The organism is Sphaerotilus sp. (assembly GCF_031429695.1).
Lineage (GTDB): Bacteria > Pseudomonadota > Gammaproteobacteria > Burkholderiales > Burkholderiaceae_C > Sphaerotilus.
This window is the reverse complement of the sequence record NZ_JANPAB010000009.1, coordinates 79,639-97,520: the sequence shown is the minus strand read 5'-3', so window position 1 is coordinate 97,520 and position 17,882 is coordinate 79,639. Positions and strand designations below refer to the sequence as shown.

The window sequence follows — 17,882 nt, the reverse complement described above, 5'->3', positions numbered from 1 at the left end:
GTGGCGGCACGCACTCGCTGGTTCCTGTTCTTCGCCGCGCTGCTGGCCCTGCTGCCAGTGCTGCCGGTGCCGGAGTTCTGGATCACCCAGCTCAACTACATCGGCCTGTACGCCACCGTCTCGCTCGGCCTCGTGCTGCTCACCGGAGTGGCCGGCCTGACCTCCTTCGGTCAGGCGGCGTTTGTCGGCGTCGGCGCCTACACGGCAGCCTATCTGTCGGTCAACCATGGCCTGTCGCCGTGGCTGACCGTGTTCATCGGTCTGGCCATCACGGTGGTCGTGGCGCTCGTCCTGGCCGCCGTGACGCTGAAGATGTCGGGCCACTACCTGCCGCTGGCGACCATCGCCTGGGCGCTGTCGCTCTACTACACCATGTCGAACATGGAGTGGCTGGGCAAGTACGACGGCATCCTGGGCGTGCCGGCGATGACGCTGTTCGGCACCAGCCTGGCGTCGGGGCGCAGCTATTTCTACGTGATCTGGATCGTCGCGCTGCTGGCGGCCGTCGGCGTGGTCCACCTGCTGGACTCGCGCACGGGTCGTGCCATCCGCGCGCTCAAGGGCGGCGTGACGATGGCCGAGGCCATGGGCATCTCGACCTACCGCTACAAGGTGCTGGCCTTCGTGCTCGCGGCGATGCTGGCGTCCATCTCGGGCTGGCTGTTCGCGCACTTCCAGCGCACGGTGAACCCGTCGCCGTTCGCCCTTGGCAAGGGCATCGAGTACCTGTTCATGGCCGTGCTCGGCGGCGTGGGCAATGTCTGGGGCGCCTTCGCGGGTGCGGCGCTGGTCAAGGTCATCGAGGAGCAGTTGCAGACCTGGCTGCCGCGCCTGATCGGCTCCAGCGGCAACTACGAAAGCATCATCTTCGGCGTGGTGCTGGTGGTCGTGCTCAAGTACGCGCCCGAAGGACTCTGGCCACACCTGGAGAAGCTGTTCGCCCGCTTCCTGCCCTCGCGCCAGCGGGTGCGCGACTGGGCCGACGCCGCGCCGCTGCCCGAGCGCAGCAAGCCGGCCGCGGGCGAGCTGCTGCTCGACGTGGACAAGGTGCGCAAGCAGTTCGGCGGGCTGGTGGCGGTGAACGACGTGAGCTTCCAGATCCGCACCGGCGACATCGTCGGGCTGATCGGGCCGAACGGCGCCGGCAAGTCCACGACCTTCAACCTCGTTTCGGGCGTGCTGAGCAAGACCTCCGGGCGGGTGCAGTTCCGCGGCCAGGATGTCTCGGGGCTGTCCTCGCGCGAGATCGCCGAGCGCGGCCTGTCGCGCACCTTCCAGCACGTCAAGATGCTGCCGGACATGACGGTGCTGGAGAACGTGGCGCTGGGCGGCTACCTGCGCAGCTCGTCCGGCACGGTCACGGCGATGCTGCGGCTCGACCGCGCCGAGGAGCGCCAGCTCTTCCGCGAAGCCGAGCGGCAACTGGTGCGCATCGGCATGCAGGACCAGATGCACGAACTCGCCGGCAACCTCGCCCTCGGCCCGGCGCGGATGATGGAAATCGCCCGTGCGCTGTGTACCGACCCGGCGCTGCTGCTGCTGGACGAACCCGCCGCCGGCCTGCGCCACAAGGAAAAGCAGGCGCTGGCCGACGTGCTGCGCCAGTTGAAGGCCGAAGGGATGAGCCTGCTGCTGGTCGAGCACGACATGGACTTCGTGATGAACCTGACCGACCGCATCGTGGTGATGGAGTTCGGCACCAAGCTGATCGAGGGCACCCCCGCCGAAGTGCAGGCCAGCCCGGTCGTGCGCGCCGCCTACCTCGGCACGGAGCACTGACACCATGACGACGCACTCCACGAACGCCCCCACTCCCCTGCTGTCCGTCACCGGCCTGCACGCCGGCTACGGCAAGGCCGAGGTGCTCTCGGGCCTGAACCTGACGCTGCCCCGCGGCAGTGTCGTCACCGTGATCGGCCCGAACGGCGCCGGCAAGTCCACCACGCTGAACGCGCTGATGGGCGTGCTGCCCTCGACGGGCAAGGTGCTCTTCGACGGCCAGGACCTCGCCAACGTCACGCTCGAAGACCGCGTGATGGCCGGCCTCGCGCTGGTGCCGGAGAAGCGCGAGCTGTTCTCCACGATGACAGTCGAGGACAACCTCGTGCTCGGCGGCTGGCGCCAGATGCGCGGCGGCAACGGCACCTGGCGCGACCAGCTCGATGTCGTCTACACGCTGTTCCCGCGCCTGAAGGAGCGCCGCGACCAGCACGCTGGCACGATGTCCGGCGGCGAGCGGCAGATGCTGGCCGTCGGGCGGGCGCTGATGAGCCAGCCCAAGGTGCTGATGCTCGACGAGCCGAGCCTGGGCCTCGCGCCGCTGATCGTGCGCGACATCTTCCGCACCATCACCAAGCTGCGCGAGACGGGCGTGAGCATCCTGCTGATCGAGCAGAACGCCCGCGCCGCGCTCGAAGTCGCCGACTACGGCTATGTGCTGGAGACCGGCGCCATCGCGCTGGAAGGGCCGGCCCGCCAGCTCGCCGGGGATGCCCGCGTGATCGAGACCTACCTCGGCGCGCAGAAGAAGTAATCCATCGAAACCATTTCCTGACCCTTCTCCATGAGCACCTGGACCCCGCCCCTGCAGCGCATGCAGTTCGTCATCGAGCAGGTGCTGGACGCGCCCACCTCGTGGCAGCAGCAGCCCGACTTCGCCGACCTCGACGCCGACACCGCCCGCGAGGTGCTGGAGCAGGCGGGCCGCTTTGCGCACGAGGTCATCGCGCCGCTGAACGGTTCCGGGGACACCGAGGGTTGCCGCTGGCAGGCCAACGCCGTGACGACACCCGCCGGCTATCCCGCCGCCTGGAAAGCGTTTGTCGAAGGCGGCTGGCCCTCGCTGCCCTGCGCGCCCGAGGACGGCGGCCAGGGCTTGCCGAGCCTGCTCAACGCGGCGCTCTACGAGATGCTCGTCTCGGCCAACCACGCCTGGACGATGTACCCCGGCCTGCTGCACGGCGCGTATGAAGCGATCCGCCACCACGCCGTGCCCGAGCTGCGTGCGCGTTATTTGCCGAAGGTCGTCAGCGGCGAATGGCTCTCGACGATGAACCTGACCGAGCCGCAGGCCGGCAGCGACCTGGGCCTGACGCGCACCCGCTGCGAGCCGGTCGATCCGGACGCGCCGGTCGTCAATGGCGCCGCGGTCACCGTCACGGGCAACAAGATCTTCATCTCCGGCGGCGACCAGGACATGACGGACAACATCGTCCACCTCGTGCTCGCCCGCCTGCCCGGTGCCCCCGCGGGGACGAAGGGCCTGACGCTGGTGCTCGTGCCCAAGTGGATGCCGGATGGCCGCCGCAACGGCGCGTGGTGCGACGGCATCGAGAAGAAGATGGGCATCAAGGGCAGCGCCACCGCCCAGATGCGCTTCGACCGCGCCGAGGGCTGGATCCTGGGCGAGCCGAACGCCGGGCTGGCGGCGATGTTCCTGATGATGAACTCGGCGCGGCTGCACGTCGGGATGCAGGGCCTCGGCCATCTGGAGGCCGCCTGCCAGATCGCCACCGGCTACGCCCGCGAACGGCTGCAACTGCGCGCCCCGGCCCGCCCGGCCGACGCCGACGCGGCGCACAAAGGCCCGGACCCGATCGCCTGGCACCCCGCCATGCGCCGCACGCTGCTCGACCTGCACGCGCAGTGCGAAGGCGCCCGCGTCATGGCGTACTGGACCGCGATCCTGCTCGACGAATCGGAACACCACCCCGACACCGCGGTGCGCAAGGAGCGGCACGAACTTGTCGCCCTGCTCACCCCGATCCTCAAGGCCTTCCTGACCCACCTTGGTCACCACGGCACCAACGAGGCGCTGGGTGTGCTCGGCGGCCACGGCTACGTGCACGACTGGGGCATCGAGCAGCACGTGCGCGACAGCCGCATCGCGATGATCTACGAGGGCACCAACGAGATCCAGGCGATCGACCTGCTGCTGCGCAAGGTGCTGGACCGGCCGCAGCGGCTGGATCTGTTGCTGGACGCATTCCGCGTCGAGATCGACATGCTGCGGGCCGCACCGGACGACGCGGCCGGCACGCTGCGCACCTGGGCCGCCACGCTCACCGACGAGGTCGAGACCATCGTCGCCGCCACCGCTGCGCTGCAGGCCGGCCGGGCTGCAGCGCCGGACCGGCCCTTCCTCGTCGCCGACGACTACCTGCACGCGCTCGGCCACAGCCTGCTGGCGTGGAGCTGGGCGCGGCTGGCACGGGCCGCCCTGAACGACACCGACACCACCCGCCGCGACTGGCTCCACACCGTCACCGAGCACGGCCGCACCTGGCTGCTGCCCGCGGCGCGCTGGCGCTGGCAGCGTGTGGCGGACGCGACACTGGCGCTGGGCTGGCTCCCCGCGTGATGGGCACATCGCGCGCGGGCGGGCATCATGCGGTGATGAGCAGCAGTACCAAGAAGCAGGGTCCGGCGCAAGGCGTGCTGGACAACGTCGTCGGTCACCACCTGGCCTGCGCGCGGGTAACGACCCATGTCACGTTCATTCAGCACATCGGCCAGCCGCTCGACTTGCGCCCGGTCGAGTACTCCTTGCTGATGCTGCTGCTGGCCAATGCCCAGCTCACGCCCAAGCAGCTCGCGCAATCGCTGGCCCTGTCCGCGCCGAACCTCACCATCCTGCTCGACCGGATGCAGGTCCGCGGTGCGCTCCAGCGGGTGCGCAGCGAGGTCGATCGGCGCTCGCAGCATGTGATGCTCACCGACGCTGGTCGTGCCTTGGCAGAGCAGGCCCGGGCGCTGACCCCGCCGATGGAGGCCGACCTCGACGGCTGCTTGAGCCGCGCCGAACGGGCACTGCTGATTGAGCTGCTCGACAAGATCGCTCGGCACCGCCCGGCATGACCAGCACCGCCGTGCCCGCAACGGGCTGGGTGCGCCACGCACCGCTGCTGTTCGTGCTGCTGTGGAGCACCGGCTTCATCGGCGCCAAGCTGGGCCTGCCGCACGCACCGCCGCTGGGATTCCTGGCGGCACGCTATGCCTTGGTCGTCGCGCTGATGGCGCTGGCGGCGCTGTGGGTGCGGGCGCCGTGGCCGCAAGGTGCGCGCGCATGGGGACATCTGGCGGTGGCCGGGTTGCTGGTCCATGCGGTCTACCTGGGCGGCGTGTTCACCGGCATCTCGCAAGGACTGCCGGCAGGCGTGTCCAGCCTGGTCGTCGGGCTGCAACCGCTGCTGACCGCGGTGGGCGCCGGCTGGGTGCTGGGCGAGGCGGTGCGGCCGAAACAGTGGCTCGGCCTCGTGCTCGGGCTGGTGGGCGTGGTGCTGGTGCTGTCGTCGCGGCTGGCGGGCGCAGGGTTCGATCTGCAGACGTTCCGCCACCTCGTCCACCTGCCCGGCCTGCCGGCGGTACTGTTCGCGCTGCTGGGCATCACGGCGGGCACGCTCTACCAGAAGCGCTTCTGCCCGCGCTTCGATTTCCGCACCGGGGCAGTGGCGCAGTTTGTTCCCTGCCTGCTCGTCACCGGCGCGCTGGCCTGGTGGACCGAGGACCGCGCGATCGACTGGTCCTCGGATGCCTTCGTCTTCGCGCTGGGGTGGCTGGTGCTGGTGCTCTCGCTGGGCGCGGTCGGGCTGCTGAACCTGCTGATCCGCTCGGGCAGCGCGGTGAACGTCGCCAGCCTGTTCTACATGGTGCCGCCCTGCACGGCGGTGGTGGCGTGGGCGCTGTTCGGCGAGGCGCTCAGTCCGCTGGCGATGGTGGGGATGGCGATCGCGATGGCGGGCGTCTATCTGGCCAGGAAATGAGACGGTAGAGCGGCCAAGGGGCAAACGCGCGGTATATAGTCAACGTGTACCGCACGCAATGCAGTCTGCCGCCGAGGTGACCCATGACCGCCAGCACCGTCTTCACGAACAACCGCACCCAGGCCGTGCGCCTGCCCGCTGACGTGCGTTTTCCGGCGGAGACCCGCTTGGTGAACGTTCGCGTCGTGGGCAAGGAACGCATCATTGCCCCGCTGAACGCCGCGTGGGACAGCTTCTTCCTGGACGGCCCGCAGGCGACCGATGACTTCATGGCAGAGCGGGCCTCGCAGGGACAGTCGCCTCGGGACAGCTTCTGAGGACCGACGCCCAACGACCATGTTGAAGTACCTGCTCGACACCAACATCGTCATCTACGTCATCAAGCACCGCCCGCCCGAGGTGCGCGAAGTATTCAACCACCACCACGGACGCATGGCGATCTCGGCCGTGACGCTGGCGGAGCTGCTGCACGGTGCAGAGAAAAGCGCCGATGTACCCCGCAACCTGCGGGTGGTCGAGGACTTCTGCAGCAGGCTCGACGTGCTGCCCTACGGACTGAAGTCCGCACAGCACTACGGCAGCATCCGTGCCGCGCTGGAGCGGCGCGGGCTGCCGATCGGCGTCAATGACCTGCACATCGCCGCCCATGCACGCAGCGAGGGTCTCACGCTGGTGAGCAACAACCTGCGCGAGTTCGATCGGGTCGAGGGGTTGTTGACGGAAAACTGGCTCACACCTTGAGGATGTGCGCCCGGTAGTACAGCAGCTCGTCGATCGACTCGTGGATGTCGGCCAGCGCCGTGTGCTTCTGGTGCTTCTTGAAGCCTTCGACCAGCCCCGGTTGCCAGCGGCGCGCCAGCTCCTTCAGCGTGGAGACATCGACGTTGCGGTAGTGGAAGAAGGCTTCGAGCTTCTTCATGTAGTTGGCCATGAAGCGGCGGTCCTGGCAGATGCTGTTGCCGCACATCGGCGAGACCTTGGCGCTGACGTACTGCTTCAGGAAGGCGATCACCTGCTGACCCGCGTCGTCTTCGGTGACGGTCGAGGCCTTCACGCGGTCGATCAGGCCGCTCTTGCCGTGGGTGCCCTTGTTCCAGGCGTCCATGCCGTTCAGCACGGCGTCGGACTGGTGGATGGCGATCACCGGGCCTTCGACGCGCACGGTGAGTTGCGCATCGGTGACGACGACGGCAATCTCGATGATGCGGTCGGTCGCCGGGTCGAGCCCGGTCATTTCCATGTCGATCCAGACGAGGTTCTGGTCGTTGCGGGTCAGGGTCGGGACGGGGGCTTCAGCGGCAATCGGCTCGGTCATCAGGGGCTCCAGGAGAAGCGGCGATTTTCCCACGCGCCATCGGCGAGAATCCGCGGATGAATTCGCTCGCCGTGACGTTCGCCTTTGCCGCCGCCCTCGTGGCGATGCTCGGCACCCGCCTGTGGCTGATCAGCCGCCAGATCCGCCACGTGGCGCAGCACCGCGGTGCCGTGCCCGCCGCCTTCGCCGACGTGGTGTCGCTGGAGGCCCACCAGAAAGCCGCCGACTACACCATCGCCCGCCAGCGCTTCGAGCTGCTGACGACCGCTTGGGGTGGTGCGATGCTGCTGGGCTGGACCTTGCTGGGCGGGCTGGACGCGGTCAATGCCGTTGTGCTGGACTGGGCGCTGCCGCGCTGGGGCGCACTCGGCTACCAGATCGCGCTGTTGATGGCCGTGAGCGCCATCGGCAGCGTGATCGATCTGCCCTTCGACCTGTGGCGCACCTTCCGCATCGAGCAGCAGTTCGGCTTCAACCGCATGACCTGGGCGCTGTGGCTCAAGGACGCGCTGGTCGGCACCGTCGTGGGTGTCGCGGTCGGCGTGCCGCTGCTGGCGCTGGTGCTGTGGCTGATGGCGGCGGCGGGGGCGCTGTGGTGGTTGTGGGCGTTCGCGGTACTGGCCGGATTCACGCTGCTGATGCAGGTGCTCTACCCGACGGTCATCGCGCCGCTGTTCAACAAGTTCCACCCACTGGCCGACGAGGCGCTCAAGGGCCGCGTGCAGGCGCTGATGCAACGCTGCGGCTTCAAGGCACAGGGCCTGTACGTGATGGACGGATCCAGGCGCTCGGCCCACGCCAACGCCTACTTCACCGGCTTCGGCAGCAGCAAGCGCGTGGTCTTCTTCGACACGCTGCTGGCCCGCCTGTCCCCCGAGGAGATTGAGGCGGTGCTGGCCCACGAACTCGGCCACTTCCACCACCGCCATGTGCCCAAGCGGCTGGTCACGGTGATGGGCGTGTGGCTGGCGAGCCTGGCGCTGCTGGGCTGGCTGATGAACCAGCCAGCGTTCTACACGGGCTTGGGTGTGCAGCCCAACCTGATGGCGCCGAACCACGGCCTCGCGCTGCTGCTGCTGACGCTCGCAGGGCCGGTGTTCGGTTTTTTCATCACGCCGATCACGGCCGCCGTGTCCCGCCGCCACGAGTTCGAGGCGGACGCCTACGCCAGCCAGCAGGCGCAAGCGACCGACCTGAAATCTGCCCTGCTCAAGCTGTTCGAGGACAACGCCAACACGCTGACCCCCGATCCGCTGTACGTGCGCTTCCACTATTCCCACCCACCCGCGTCCGAACGCCTTGCCGCCCTCCATGCCCACTCCTGAACTCGACATCGGCCTCGTCATCGCCGGCCACGGCCGCCACTACACCGTCGAGACACCGGAGGGCCGCGAGATCAAATGCAGCCCGCGGGGCAAGAAAAGCCAGCTCGTCGTCGGCGACCGCGTGCGCTGGCAGCCCACCGACACGCTGGGCAACGAGGGCGTGATCGAGGCGCTGGAGCCACGCACCAACCTGCTCTACCGCCAGGACGAGTGGAAAACCAAGTCCTTCGCCGCGAATCTGGACCGGCTGCTGATCCTGGTCGCCGCCGAGCCGGTGTTCAGTGAAAGCCAGCTCGCCCGTGCGCTGATCGCGGCCGAACAGGCGCGCATCAAGGTCAGCATTCTCCTGAACAAGATCGACCTGATCGAATCGGCGCAGCTCGCCCGCGCCCGGCTGGCCCCTTACGTGAAGATGGGCTACGACGTGATCGAGGTGGCGATCAAGGCCCAGCCGGACGAGACCCGCGCCCGCCTGACCGACCTGCTCGCCACCGGCTCGACGCTGGTGCTCGGCCCGTCCGGCACCGGCAAGAGCACGCTGGTCAACCTGCTCGGGCTGGACGCTGCGGCGCCGGTGCGCGAAATCTCGGTGGCGCTGAATTCCGGCCGCCACACGACAACGCACACCCGCTGGTACTGGCTCGACGACGCGCACAAAGGCGCGCTGATCGACTCGCCGGGCTTCCAGGAATTCGGCCTGCGCCACATCCCGGTGGAAGACCTCGCGGCATGGATGCCGGACCTGTCACCGTACCTGGGCCAGTGCCGCTTCGCCAATTGCAGCCATGACCACGAGCCGGGCTGCGCGGTGCTGGCAGCGCTGGAACGCGGGGACATCGCGCCGTCGCGGCACCGGATCTACCTCGAAGTGCGCGACGAGCTGGGGCGCACGCACTACTGATCGAGCACGGCGGATGCGGCCCGCCAGACACACTCCCGCAGCGTGCGTACGCTGGCCGAATCGAGCCGCCAGCTCTGCCAGTACAGCGCCACCGACACGCTGTGCCCCGGGCAGAGGTCCACCAGCGCGCCCGACGCCAGCGCAGCCGCAGCCAGCGGCATCGGCTGCAGCCCCCAGCCCAGCCCGGCCACGGCTGCATCGAGAAACCCCTGCGCCGACGGCACCCACCACTGCGGCGGGGTGCAGTCCTCGCCGATCACCTGTGACAGGAAGCGGTGCTGCATCTGGTCCTTCTGGTTGTAGACCAGCATCGGCGCACGCCGAAACCCTTCCGCAAGCGTCACGCCAGAGAAATACCGCTGTGCAAACGCCGGGCTGCCCGCCGCGAGATAAGGCATCGAACCGAGCGGATCCACCCGGCAGCCACCCACCGGCTCGGCGGCCGCCGTCACGGCGCCAAACACCGTGCCGTTCTTCAGCCACTCGCGGGTGTGGTCCTGGTCATCGACGTGCAGCGCCAGCGTGTCGCCGCTGCGGGCGTGGAAATCGACCATCGCCGGCACGACCCAGGTCGCCAGGCTGTCGGCGTTGACGGCCACGGGAATGCTGCGCGGGCGAGCGGCGGCGCTGCCCGCCTCGGCCAGCGGTTGCAGGTCGTGCTGCAGGTCGGCCTCCAGCATCTCGATCTGCAGGTAATGGCGGTACAGACGGGCCCCTTCTGGCGTGGCCGTGACGGGCGCCGAGCGGATCAGCAGCACGCAGCCCAGCCGCTCCTCCAGCGCCTTGACCCGCTGCGACACTGCGGACGGCGTGACGTGCAGCTCCCGCGCCGCCCGCTCGAAGCTGCCCAGCCGCAGCACGCAGGACAGCGCACGCAGCGCGACGAGGTCGATCATTCGATGAAGTACAACTTAATCATGGTTAGGAAGTTTAGCTGTACTGCACACCGGGCGCCCCCTACGCTGCACGGCATGAACACCTCCACCTACTTCCTCGGCATGGCCGCCAGCGCCGGTCTGATCATGGCCATCGGCGCTCAGAACGCGTTTGTCCTGCGCCAAGGTATCCGGCGCGAGCATGTGGCGGCGGTGGTCGCCGTGTGTGCCGTGTCGGACGCAGCGCTGATCGCGCTCGGCACCGCAGGCATCGGCGCGGCGTCCACGCGCTTTCCGCTGGCGATTCCGCTGTTGACGGTCGCGGGCATCCTGTTCCTGTCGGTCTACGGCATGCAAGCGGCGCGGCGTGCGTGGCGCCCTGCGGGGCAAGGACTCGACCCGCAAGGGGGGGCGCCGCTGGCGTTGTCGGCCGCGCTGGTCCAGGCAGCGGCATTCAGTTGGCTCAATCCCCATGCGTGGCTCGACACCACCGTGCTGCTCGGCTCGCTGGCCAATGCGCAAGGTGACGACCGCTGGGTCTTCGCGGCGGGAGCGATGACGGCGAGCCTGCTGTGGTTCACGCTGCTGGCGTGGACAGCGGGCCGGCTGGCGCCACTGTTCCGCCGGCCACACACCTGGCGCGTGTTCGACGCCACAGTGGCGATGATGATGATCGGGCTGGCGGGTGGCCTGACCTTGCAGACCCTGAAGGGCTGATCAACCCAACCGGTTCGCCAGCGACAGCAGCGCCAGCAGCATCATCCACAGCACCATCGAGCGCCACACCAGCCCGACGACCGTACGCAGGTGGGACAGGGCCGGCGGCGCGCCGGGGGTGCTGCCCTGACCGTCCACGGGCAATTCGCCAGGCAAGGCCACGGCGTAGCCAGCCGCACCGGCACCCAGCGTCGGTGCATCGGCACCACCCAGCGAAACACCGCAGGCACCGGCCGCCGCCGACAGCAGGATGCCGTCGTTCGACTGCTTCCACAGGCCCGCGCACTGCCGCCAGCAGTCCACAGCCTCCTCGAAATTGCCAACCACGGCGAAGCCGGCCGCTGTCAGCCTCGCCGGCACATGGTCGAGCACCGCGAACGCCGCTTGCGAGCGCTGCATCAGCGCCCCGTTGACAGGTGCCGTTTCCGCGCGGATCTTGAATGCCCAATAGCGGGCGCAGAACTCGGACATCCGGTACACCACGGCACCCACCGGTCCCAGCCCCAGCGCCGACCCCAGCACGAACCAGAAGAACACACCGAAGACATGGCGGTGGGCGGCCAGCAGTGCGTGCTCGATGACGTGGCGCAGCAACTCGGTGCGGGGCAACTCGCTGGCGTCGAGGTGGCGCCACTCCTGCAGCACGCGGCGGGCGCGGTCCTCGTCGCCCTGCTCCAGTGCGTCGCGGATGTCGGTGAAGTAATGGCTGAACTGGCGGAAGCCCAGCGTCAGGTAGAGGATCAACAGGTTGAAGCCGAGTGCCAGCAGCAGGCTTTGCTGGTGCAGCAGCGCGAAGGCACCCCAGGCCAGCAAGGCCGGCGTGAAGACCGTGACGGCCCAGACCACCCAGGCGTGGTGCTCGCGCCCGGCATCGAAGTTGCGCGCGGTCCAGCGTGCCCAGTCGATCAGGGCTTCATGGACGGGATTGCCCTGCGGCAGGGGCCGCAGTTGTTCGACGATCAAAGCCAGCAGGACGGCGAGGAAACTCATGCCGTCAATGATAACGGCGTGAACAACGACACGGCATCAGCCTTCACCCGGGTCCGCCATCAGGCTGCCAGAAAGTGGTAGAGGTTGCGCAGCATCGCCGCCGTGGCACCCCAGATGAAGTAGTCGCGCTCATCCCCATCGGCCGACGGGCCGCGCCAGGGCATCGACAGGAACTGGCGGCGCTCGTCGGATGTGTCGAAGACGTGGACCTGGTGGTGGGCGGGCGCCATCAGGAAGGCCAGCGGCACCTCGAACGCCTCGGCCACCTCGCCGCCGTCGATCTCCAGCGCAAACGGTGGATGCACCAGCGCCACGACCGGTGTCACGACGTAGGACGTGACGGTGGTGTAGGTCGGCAGCGCGCCGATCACCTCGATGTGCCGGGCGGCCAGACCGATCTCCTCGCGGGCTTCGCGCAATGCCGTCACCACAGGATCGACCTCACCGGGATCAACCCGTCCACCGGGAAAGCTGATCTGCCCGGCGTGGTCGCGCAGGTGGTCGGTGCGGCGCGTCAGCAGGACACGCAGACCGTCCTCACGTGCCACCAGCGCCACCAGCACCGCCGCAGCGGCGGGCGCCCGCTCGGCCAGCGGGCCACCACCGTCGCCACGAAACTCCGGCAGCCAGTCGGGTGGCGCGGCAAAGCGGGCCTTGAGCTGTGCCGGGGTGAGGCGATCGCTGGTCAGCGCGGGCAGGTGGTGGTCGGCACGGGCCACCGGCACAGCGCGTGGATCGCGGATGAGGGAGGGGCGTCGGGACATGGGTTTCAGGATAGGCCGAAAACGACCAAGCCGCCCAGAGGCGGCTTGGTGATCGAGGCATCCCGCGTGCAGGATGCCTGGGTCGGCGGGTGAGCCAGCGATCAGGCCAGCTTTTCCTTGATGCGTGCCGACTTGCCGCTGCGCTGGCGCAGGTAGTACAGCTTGGCACGGCGGACGTCACCGCGGCGCTTGACTTCGATGTTGGCGATCAGCGGGCTGTAGAGCTGGAACGTGCGTTCCACGCCTTCGCCGCTGGAGATCTTGCGGACGATGAAGTTGCTGTTCAGGCCACGGTTGCGGCGGGCAATCACGACGCCTTCGTAAGCCTGCACGCGCTTGCGGGTGCCTTCAACGACGTTGACGCTGACGATCACGGTGTCGCCGGGGGCGAAGACGGGGATGGTCTTGTTCAGGCGAGCAATTTCTTCTTGCTCAAGTTCTTGGATCAGGTTCATGGGAGCTCCAGGCGATCGTGCTTGCAAGGGCGCATGTTCATGTCGAACACTCGACTACCTTCAGGCAGAGGATCAAAACCCGAGATTATAGCCGGATTTTTGACAGATACAGCTCATCGGCCCGGCTGAGGCGGCCGGCCTGGCGGGCGGCGGTGATCAGGTCGGGTCGGCGGCGCGCGGTCAGCTCCAGTTGCCGCTCGCGGCGCCAGACGGCGATGTGCGCGTGGTGGCCCGACAGCAGCACGGGCGGCACAGCGTCGTCACCGAGCGTCTCGGGGCGGCTGTAGTGCGGGCAGTCGAGCAGGCCGTCGGAGAAGCTGTCCTGTTCGTGCGAGGCCGCGGCGTTGAGGACGCCGGGTTGCAGCCGCGTGACGGCATCCAGCAGCGTCAGCGCGGGCAGCTCGCCGCCGGACAACACGAAGTCGCCCAGGCTGAGTTCCTCGTCCACATGGCGGTCGATGAAGCGCTGGTCCAGCCCCTCGTAGCGGCCACAAACCAGGATCGCGCCGTGGCTGGCGGCCAGCGCCTGCACCCGCGACTGCGTCAGCGTGGTGCCGGCGGGACTGAACAGGATGACGGGTGCCGCGGGCGCCGCCTCGGCGCGGTCCTGGCGGATGGCTGCCAGCGCACGCTCCAGCGGCTCGACCAGCATCACCATGCCGGGACCGCCACCATAGGCACGGTCATCGATGCGGCGGTAGGTGTTGTCGGCGTGGTCGCGCAGCGGCCACAGGCGCACGTCCACCTGCCCGGTCGAGTAGGCGCGGCGCGTCACGCCGACCTTCAGGAAAGGGTCGAAGAGTTCGGGAAACAGGGTGACGACGTCGAAGCGCACAGCAGGCGCAGCGGGATCAGTAGTCCAGACCCCAGTCGGCGATGATCCGCCGCTCGGTCAGGCTGACGTCGTCGATGTAGGCCGCGACAAAGGGAATCAGGCGCTCGACGGCACGGGGCACACCCGCTTCATCGACGCTCTCGGCGGTCAGGCGCATCACGCTGTGGGCGCCGGTGTCGAGCATTTCGGCGACCGTGCCCAGCCCTGCGCCGTCGCGGTTGACGACGTTCAGGCCGATCAGGTCGATCCAGTAGTACTCGCCGTCGTCCGTCTTCGGGAAGATCGAACGCGACACGAAGATGCGGGCCCCGCGCAGCGCTTCGGCGCCGTTGCGGTCGGCGACTTCGCGCACGGAGGCGATCATGCCGTCACTGTGCTCCTTGGCCAGCGTGACGTTCAGCACCTTGGGCAGGGCGGGCGCATCCTTGGCGCGCGGCTTGCCGACGGGTGGCTGCAGGAACCAGTGCCGTGCCTTGAGCACGACCTGCGGATCCGCCGCATAGGGCTGGATCCGCAGCCAGCCCTTGATGCCCCAGGCATCGGCCACCCGCGCGACCTCGATGGCGTCATCGGGCCAGGCCACGGCGTCATCGGTGGTGGTCACGGTCATGGTGGGGGTGCTCGGGGCGGTCAGGGCAATGGCAATCAGGCAGCGGAGACGACAGGCGCAGCGACCGTGGACTTGGCTTGCTTGATCAGGCGCTCGACGGTGGGCGAGAGCTGTGCGCCGACGCTGGTCCAGTAGTCCACGCGGTCGAAGGAGACGCGCAGGGCTTCGGCCTGGCCGGAAGCCACCGGGTTGTAGAAGCCGACGCGCTCGATGAAGCGGCCGTCACGGCGGTTCTGGCTGTGGGCCACGACCAGGTTGTAGAACGGGCGCTTCTTGGCGCCGCCACGGGAAAGACGAATCACGACCATGATGTTTCCTTGATCAAAGGTATAGAAGGCAAAACCAGAGACCCACGCGACCAGGAGACACTCAGGCCAGCAGATCAGACAATGCCGTGCGCAAGACCGGAAGATTTCCTGAGCCCTGCAAGCGACAACCACATTCTTCCCGACCCCGTTAGATCGCGCTGCGTGGCATGCTGCCGTTCAGCCGTCGTCGGAAAACCGCGGATTATAAACTTTCCCAGACCCCCATGAACGCTCCCACGATTCGCCCCAGCCAGGATGCTGACCTGCCGGCCATCACCGCGGTCTACGCCGCCAATGTCGAACACGGTACCGGCACCTTCGAGATCGACGCGCCAGACCTCGCCGAGATGGCCCGCCGCCGTGCGGATGTGCTCGGCAAGGGCCTGCCCTGGACCGTCGTCGAACACGACATCGGCCGTGGCCCCGAGGTACTGGGCTACGCCTACGCCAACCACTTCCGCGCCCGCCCCGCCTGGCGCTACGCACTGGAGGATTCGATCTACCTGTCGCCGCGCGCCCACCGCCTGGGCCTGGGTCGGCTGCTGCTGGCGGAGCTGGTGGCGCGCTGCACGGCGCTCGGCGCTCGGCAGTTGCTCGCGGTGATCGGCGACTCGGACAACCTCGGCTCCATCGGCGTCCACCGCGCCTGCGGATTCGAGACGCTGGGCGTGATGCGCTCGGTGGGCTGGAAATTCGACCGCTGGCTCGATGTTGTGATGATGCAACGCATGCTGGGTGCGGGCGATGCGCTTGCCCCCACCATCGCCTTCCCTGGACACGCTGGAGCCTCGACATGAGCGCCGTGAAATCGAAAACGTTGGCGACCTGGCTCGCCGTGGTAGGGGGCGGCTTCGGGCTGCACCGGTTCTATCTGCACGGCCTGCGCGATGTGTGGGGCTGGGTGCATGTGCCGCTGACGTTGCTCGGCATGGCCGGAATGCAGCGCATGGCCGCCTTCGGTCTGGACGACACCGCTGCCCCGTGGCTGTTGCCGCTGGGCGGGCTGTCGATCGTCGCCGGCATGCTCGCGGCGATCCTCTGTGGCCTGAGCACGGATGAACGCTGGGACGCGCGCCACAACCCGGACCTGCCCGCAGGCAAGGGATCACCCGCGGGTGGCTGGGGCGCAGTCCTCGGCGTGATCGCTGCACTGCTGATCGGCGCGACGATCCTGCTGTCATCGATCACCTTCACGCTGCAACGCTACTTCGAGGCCCAGGTCGAGGCCGCGCACCAGATCAGCCGCTGAGGCATCAGAACAGGCGGGTACCCGCGTAGTAGGCGATCGCGGCCACCGTGGCCGACGCAGGGATCGTGAAGATCCACGCCCACACGATGCTGCCCGCCACGCCCCAGCGTACGCCCGACGCGCGCTGCACCGAGCCAACGCCGACGATGGCCCCGGTGATCGTGTGCGTGGTCGAAACCGGCACGCCCAGCGCCGTCGCCAGGAACAGCGTGATCGCCCCGCCCGTCTCGGCACAGAAGCCGCCCACGGGCTTGAGCTTGGTGATCTTCTGGCCCATGGTCTTGACGATGCGCCAGCCACCGAACATCGTGCCCAGGCCGATGGCGATGTAGCAGCACCAGATCACCCAGCTCGGCGGCATCTTGTCGCCAGCCTGCGCGTAGCCGGTGGCGATCAGCAGCATCCAGATGATGCCGATGGTCTTCTGCGCATCGTTGCCGCCATGCCCCAGGCTGTACAGCCCCGCCGAGACGAGTTGCAGCCGCCGGAACCATTTATCCACCCGCAACGGCGGCGTGCGCCGGCAGATCCACGCCACCAGCACCATCAGCAGCGAACCCAGCAGAAATCCCAGCATCGGCGACACCAGAATGAACGCCACCGTTTTCCACACACCCGCACCAATCAATGCGGTGACACCGGCCTTGGCGGTGACCGAGCCGACAATGCCGCCGATCAGCGCATGCGACGAGCTGGACGGAATGCCGTAGAGCCACGTCACCACGTTCCAGGTGATCGCCCCGATCAGCGCGCCGAACACGACGTGGTGGTCCACGATGCCCGGCTCGACGATGCCCTTGCCGACCGTGGCGGCCACCTTGAGCTGGAAGATCGAGATCGCGATCACGTTGAAGAACGCCGCGAACAGCACCGCCTGCTGCGGCTTGAGCACGCCCGTGGACACGACCGTGGCGATGGAGTTCGCCGCGTCGTGGAAACCGTTCATGAAATCGAAGCCGATCGCCAGCACCACCAGCAGCGCGATCACCCAGAAACCGACCTGTACGCCGTCCATGTTGTCCGGACTCCGCGGCTCAGGAGTTTTCGAGGACGATGCCCTCGATCAGGTTGGCCACGTCCTCGCACTTGTCGGAAATCGACTCCAGCAGTTCGTAGATCGCCTTGAGCTTGATCAGCTCGCGGATGTCCTGCTCTTCGCGGAACAGGCGCGACATCGCCGAGCGCATGACCCGGTCGGCATCGGACTCCAGCCGGTCGATTTCCTCGCAGGTCTTGATGGTGGCCTCGGCCACGCTGCTCTGGCTGAGCTTGGACAGCAGCGTCACCGCGTGCGCCACCCGCACGCAGCACTTGGCCGACAGCTCGCTCAGGCGCAGCACGTCCTCGGTCATGTGGCGCACGTCGTAGAGCGACATCGTCTCCGAGGTGTCCTGCAGCAGGTCGAGGATGTCATCCATCGCGTTGATCAGGCCGTGGATCTGCTCGCGGTCGATCGGCGTGATGAAGGTCTTGTGCAGCAGGCGGTTGACCTCGGCGGTGATCTTGTCGGCGGTGTGTTCGGCGTCATCGACCTCCGCAGCGTATTTCTCGCGCAGCGTCACGTCACCATAGTTCTGGACCATGGCCAGGAACGCGCGGGCACCAGTGACGATGGCTTCGCCATGCGTATTGAAAAGCTCGAAGAAATTGCCTTCGCGCGGCAGCAGCTTGCCGAACAACATGGTGAGACTCCAGGGGGACTTCGGAACAATGGGACGGGCGAGTTTAGCCGCAGGGGTCAAGAATTCACGCCGCAGAGAAACCCGATCGAGCCCG

22 protein-coding genes are annotated in these 17,882 nt (G+C 68.0%); 12 read left to right on the top strand and 10 right to left on the bottom strand.

Annotation, left to right across the window (positions count from 1 at the left end; all coding sequences use genetic code 11):
* From RMP06_RS01905 to vapC, 7 genes are all read left to right on the top strand, one after another.
* The gene (locus tag RMP06_RS01905) at positions 1–1,779 is read left to right on the top strand and encodes a branched-chain amino acid ABC transporter ATP-binding protein/permease (RefSeq protein WP_310460086.1); all 1,779 of its coding nucleotides are present in this window, start codon (positions 1–3) and stop codon (positions 1,777–1,779) included.
* Positions 1,780–1,783: 4 nt separating this feature from the next.
* Positions 1,784–2,533 (top strand): ABC transporter ATP-binding protein, encoded by a 750-nt coding sequence (locus RMP06_RS01900; RefSeq protein ID WP_310460085.1) that lies wholly within the window; start codon positions 1,784–1,786, stop codon positions 2,531–2,533.
* A gap of 30 nt (positions 2,534–2,563) precedes the next feature.
* A complete protein-coding gene (locus tag RMP06_RS01895; protein ID WP_310460084.1) occupies positions 2,564–4,360 on the top strand; it encodes an acyl-CoA dehydrogenase family protein in 1,797 nt (598 codons plus the stop codon).
* Between the two features lie 35 nt (positions 4,361–4,395).
* On the top strand, positions 4,396–4,857 hold the full coding sequence (locus RMP06_RS01890; RefSeq protein WP_310460083.1) for a MarR family winged helix-turn-helix transcriptional regulator: 462 nt from the start codon (positions 4,396–4,398) through the stop codon (positions 4,855–4,857).
* Positions 4,854–5,762: a DMT family transporter gene (locus RMP06_RS01885; protein ID WP_310460082.1), complete on the top strand. Its 909-nt coding sequence runs from the start codon at positions 4,854–4,856 to the stop codon at positions 5,760–5,762. Before RMP06_RS01890 ends, RMP06_RS01885 begins: the two co-directional genes overlap by 4 nt.
* A gap of 83 nt (positions 5,763–5,845) precedes the next feature.
* On the top strand, positions 5,846–6,079 hold the full coding sequence (gene vapB, locus RMP06_RS01880) for a type II toxin-antitoxin system VapB family antitoxin (RefSeq protein ID WP_310460081.1): 234 nt from the start codon (positions 5,846–5,848) through the stop codon (positions 6,077–6,079).
* Between the two features lie 19 nt (positions 6,080–6,098).
* Positions 6,099–6,503 (top strand): type II toxin-antitoxin system tRNA(fMet)-specific endonuclease VapC, encoded by a 405-nt coding sequence (gene vapC / locus RMP06_RS01875; RefSeq protein ID WP_310460080.1) that lies wholly within the window; start codon positions 6,099–6,101, stop codon positions 6,501–6,503.
* On the opposite strand, the gene orn is transcribed toward vapC, so the two are convergent.
* Positions 6,493–7,077 carry an oligoribonuclease gene (orn, locus tag RMP06_RS01870; RefSeq protein ID WP_310460079.1) on the bottom strand — a complete coding sequence of 195 codons (585 nt, stop codon included), beginning with the start codon at positions 7,075–7,077 and terminating at the stop codon, positions 6,493–6,495. The two genes, vapC and orn, sit on opposite strands and share 11 nt — an antisense overlap.
* A 56-nt stretch (positions 7,078–7,133) precedes the next feature.
* Between orn and RMP06_RS01865 the strand changes: the two genes are divergently transcribed.
* On the top strand, positions 7,134–8,402 hold the full coding sequence (locus RMP06_RS01865) for a M48 family metallopeptidase (RefSeq protein ID WP_310460078.1): 1,269 nt from the start codon (positions 7,134–7,136) through the stop codon (positions 8,400–8,402).
* Positions 8,389–9,303 (top strand): ribosome small subunit-dependent GTPase A, encoded by a 915-nt coding sequence (rsgA, locus tag RMP06_RS01860; protein WP_310460077.1) that lies wholly within the window; start codon positions 8,389–8,391, stop codon positions 9,301–9,303. The genes RMP06_RS01865 and rsgA overlap by 14 nt, the downstream gene beginning before the upstream one ends.
* On the opposite strand, the gene RMP06_RS01855 is transcribed toward rsgA, so the two are convergent.
* A complete protein-coding gene (locus RMP06_RS01855; protein WP_310460076.1) occupies positions 9,297–10,199 on the bottom strand; it encodes a LysR family transcriptional regulator ArgP in 903 nt (300 codons plus the stop codon). The genes rsgA and RMP06_RS01855 overlap by 7 nt on opposite strands.
* A 75-nt stretch (positions 10,200–10,274) precedes the next feature.
* On the opposite strand from RMP06_RS01855, the gene RMP06_RS01850 reads away from it, so the two are divergent.
* Positions 10,275–10,895, top strand: a complete 621-nt coding sequence (locus RMP06_RS01850) for a LysE/ArgO family amino acid transporter (RefSeq protein WP_310460075.1) — start codon at positions 10,275–10,277, stop codon at positions 10,893–10,895.
* Here the strand turns inward: RMP06_RS01850 and RMP06_RS01845 are convergent, their stop codons facing one another.
* From RMP06_RS01845 to rpsP, 6 genes are all read right to left on the bottom strand, one after another.
* Positions 10,896–11,885, bottom strand: coding sequence for a CobD/CbiB family protein (locus tag RMP06_RS01845; protein ID WP_310460074.1), 990 nt, complete (start codon positions 11,883–11,885; stop codon positions 10,896–10,898).
* A 59-nt stretch (positions 11,886–11,944) separates the two neighbouring features.
* The gene (locus tag RMP06_RS01840) at positions 11,945–12,649 is read right to left on the bottom strand and encodes a CoA pyrophosphatase (RefSeq protein WP_310460073.1); all 705 of its coding nucleotides are present in this window, start codon (positions 12,647–12,649) and stop codon (positions 11,945–11,947) included.
* Between the two features lie 101 nt (positions 12,650–12,750).
* Positions 12,751–13,104, bottom strand: coding sequence for a 50S ribosomal protein L19 (gene rplS / locus RMP06_RS01835; protein ID WP_179632712.1), 354 nt, complete (start codon positions 13,102–13,104; stop codon positions 12,751–12,753).
* Between the two features lie 85 nt (positions 13,105–13,189).
* On the bottom strand, positions 13,190–13,939 hold the full coding sequence (gene trmD, locus RMP06_RS01830) for a tRNA (guanosine(37)-N1)-methyltransferase TrmD (protein ID WP_310460072.1): 750 nt from the start codon (positions 13,937–13,939) through the stop codon (positions 13,190–13,192).
* Between the two features lie 16 nt (positions 13,940–13,955).
* Positions 13,956–14,549, bottom strand: a complete 594-nt coding sequence (gene rimM, locus RMP06_RS01825; protein WP_310460071.1) for a ribosome maturation factor RimM — start codon at positions 14,547–14,549, stop codon at positions 13,956–13,958.
* Positions 14,550–14,584: 35 nt separating this feature from the next.
* Positions 14,585–14,857 (bottom strand): 30S ribosomal protein S16, encoded by a 273-nt coding sequence (rpsP, locus tag RMP06_RS01820; protein WP_310460070.1) that lies wholly within the window; start codon positions 14,855–14,857, stop codon positions 14,585–14,587.
* Between the two features lie 224 nt (positions 14,858–15,081).
* Between rpsP and RMP06_RS01815 the strand changes: the two genes are divergently transcribed.
* Positions 15,082–15,654: a GNAT family N-acetyltransferase gene (locus tag RMP06_RS01815; RefSeq protein ID WP_310460069.1), complete on the top strand. Its 573-nt coding sequence runs from the start codon at positions 15,082–15,084 to the stop codon at positions 15,652–15,654.
* The gene (locus tag RMP06_RS01810; RefSeq protein WP_310460068.1) at positions 15,651–16,106 is read left to right on the top strand and encodes an NINE protein; all 456 of its coding nucleotides are present in this window, start codon (positions 15,651–15,653) and stop codon (positions 16,104–16,106) included. Before RMP06_RS01815 ends, RMP06_RS01810 begins: the two co-directional genes overlap by 4 nt.
* A gap of 4 nt (positions 16,107–16,110) precedes the next feature.
* Here RMP06_RS01810 and RMP06_RS01805 read toward each other — a convergent pair whose 3' ends face one another.
* A complete protein-coding gene (locus RMP06_RS01805) occupies positions 16,111–17,121 on the bottom strand; it encodes an inorganic phosphate transporter (RefSeq protein ID WP_310460067.1) in 1,011 nt (336 codons plus the stop codon).
* 19 nt (positions 17,122–17,140) lie between these two features.
* Positions 17,141–17,788 (bottom strand): DUF47 domain-containing protein, encoded by a 648-nt coding sequence (locus RMP06_RS01800; protein ID WP_310460066.1) that lies wholly within the window; start codon positions 17,786–17,788, stop codon positions 17,141–17,143.
* Positions 17,789–17,882 lie beyond the last annotated feature (94 nt).

What these genes read in the sequence shown, in the direction of transcription:
- RMP06_RS01900 (WP_310460085.1), top strand. Translation starts at nt 1,784, where the DNA reads ATGACGACGCACTCCACGAACGCCCCCACTCCCCTGCTGTCCGTCACC.
- RMP06_RS01895 (WP_310460084.1), top strand. Translation starts at nt 2,564, where the DNA reads ATGAGCACCTGGACCCCGCCCCTGCAGCGCATGCAGTTCGTCATCGAG.
- RMP06_RS01890 (WP_310460083.1), top strand. Translation starts at nt 4,396, where the DNA reads ATGAGCAGCAGTACCAAGAAGCAGGGTCCGGCGCAAGGCGTGCTGGAC.
- RMP06_RS01885 (WP_310460082.1), top strand. Translation starts at nt 4,854, where the DNA reads ATGACCAGCACCGCCGTGCCCGCAACGGGCTGGGTGCGCCACGCACCG.
- vapB (WP_310460081.1), top strand. Translation starts at nt 5,846, where the DNA reads ATGACCGCCAGCACCGTCTTCACGAACAACCGCACCCAGGCCGTGCGC.
- vapC (WP_310460080.1), top strand. Translation starts at nt 6,099, where the DNA reads ATGTTGAAGTACCTGCTCGACACCAACATCGTCATCTACGTCATCAAG.
- orn (WP_310460079.1), bottom strand. Translation starts at nt 7,077, where the DNA reads ATGACCGAGCCGATTGCCGCTGAAGCCCCCGTCCCGACCCTGACCCGC.
- RMP06_RS01865 (WP_310460078.1), top strand. Translation starts at nt 7,134, where the DNA reads ATGAATTCGCTCGCCGTGACGTTCGCCTTTGCCGCCGCCCTCGTGGCG.
- rsgA (WP_310460077.1), top strand. Translation starts at nt 8,389, where the DNA reads ATGCCCACTCCTGAACTCGACATCGGCCTCGTCATCGCCGGCCACGGC.
- RMP06_RS01855 (WP_310460076.1), bottom strand. Translation starts at nt 10,199, where the DNA reads ATGATCGACCTCGTCGCGCTGCGTGCGCTGTCCTGCGTGCTGCGGCTG.
- RMP06_RS01850 (WP_310460075.1), top strand. Translation starts at nt 10,275, where the DNA reads ATGAACACCTCCACCTACTTCCTCGGCATGGCCGCCAGCGCCGGTCTG.
- RMP06_RS01845 (WP_310460074.1), bottom strand. Translation starts at nt 11,885, where the DNA reads ATGAGTTTCCTCGCCGTCCTGCTGGCTTTGATCGTCGAACAACTGCGG.
- RMP06_RS01840 (WP_310460073.1), bottom strand. Translation starts at nt 12,649, where the DNA reads ATGTCCCGACGCCCCTCCCTCATCCGCGATCCACGCGCTGTGCCGGTG.
- rplS (WP_179632712.1), bottom strand. Translation starts at nt 13,104, where the DNA reads ATGAACCTGATCCAAGAACTTGAGCAAGAAGAAATTGCTCGCCTGAAC.
- rimM (WP_310460071.1), bottom strand. Translation starts at nt 14,549, where the DNA reads ATGACCGTGACCACCACCGATGACGCCGTGGCCTGGCCCGATGACGCC.
- rpsP (WP_310460070.1), bottom strand. Translation starts at nt 14,857, where the DNA reads ATGGTCGTGATTCGTCTTTCCCGTGGCGGCGCCAAGAAGCGCCCGTTC.
- RMP06_RS01815 (WP_310460069.1), top strand. Translation starts at nt 15,082, where the DNA reads ATGAACGCTCCCACGATTCGCCCCAGCCAGGATGCTGACCTGCCGGCC.
- RMP06_RS01810 (WP_310460068.1), top strand. Translation starts at nt 15,651, where the DNA reads ATGAGCGCCGTGAAATCGAAAACGTTGGCGACCTGGCTCGCCGTGGTA.
- RMP06_RS01805 (WP_310460067.1), bottom strand. Translation starts at nt 17,121, where the DNA reads ATGGACGGCGTACAGGTCGGTTTCTGGGTGATCGCGCTGCTGGTGGTG.
- RMP06_RS01800 (WP_310460066.1), bottom strand. Translation starts at nt 17,788, where the DNA reads ATGTTGTTCGGCAAGCTGCTGCCGCGCGAAGGCAATTTCTTCGAGCTT.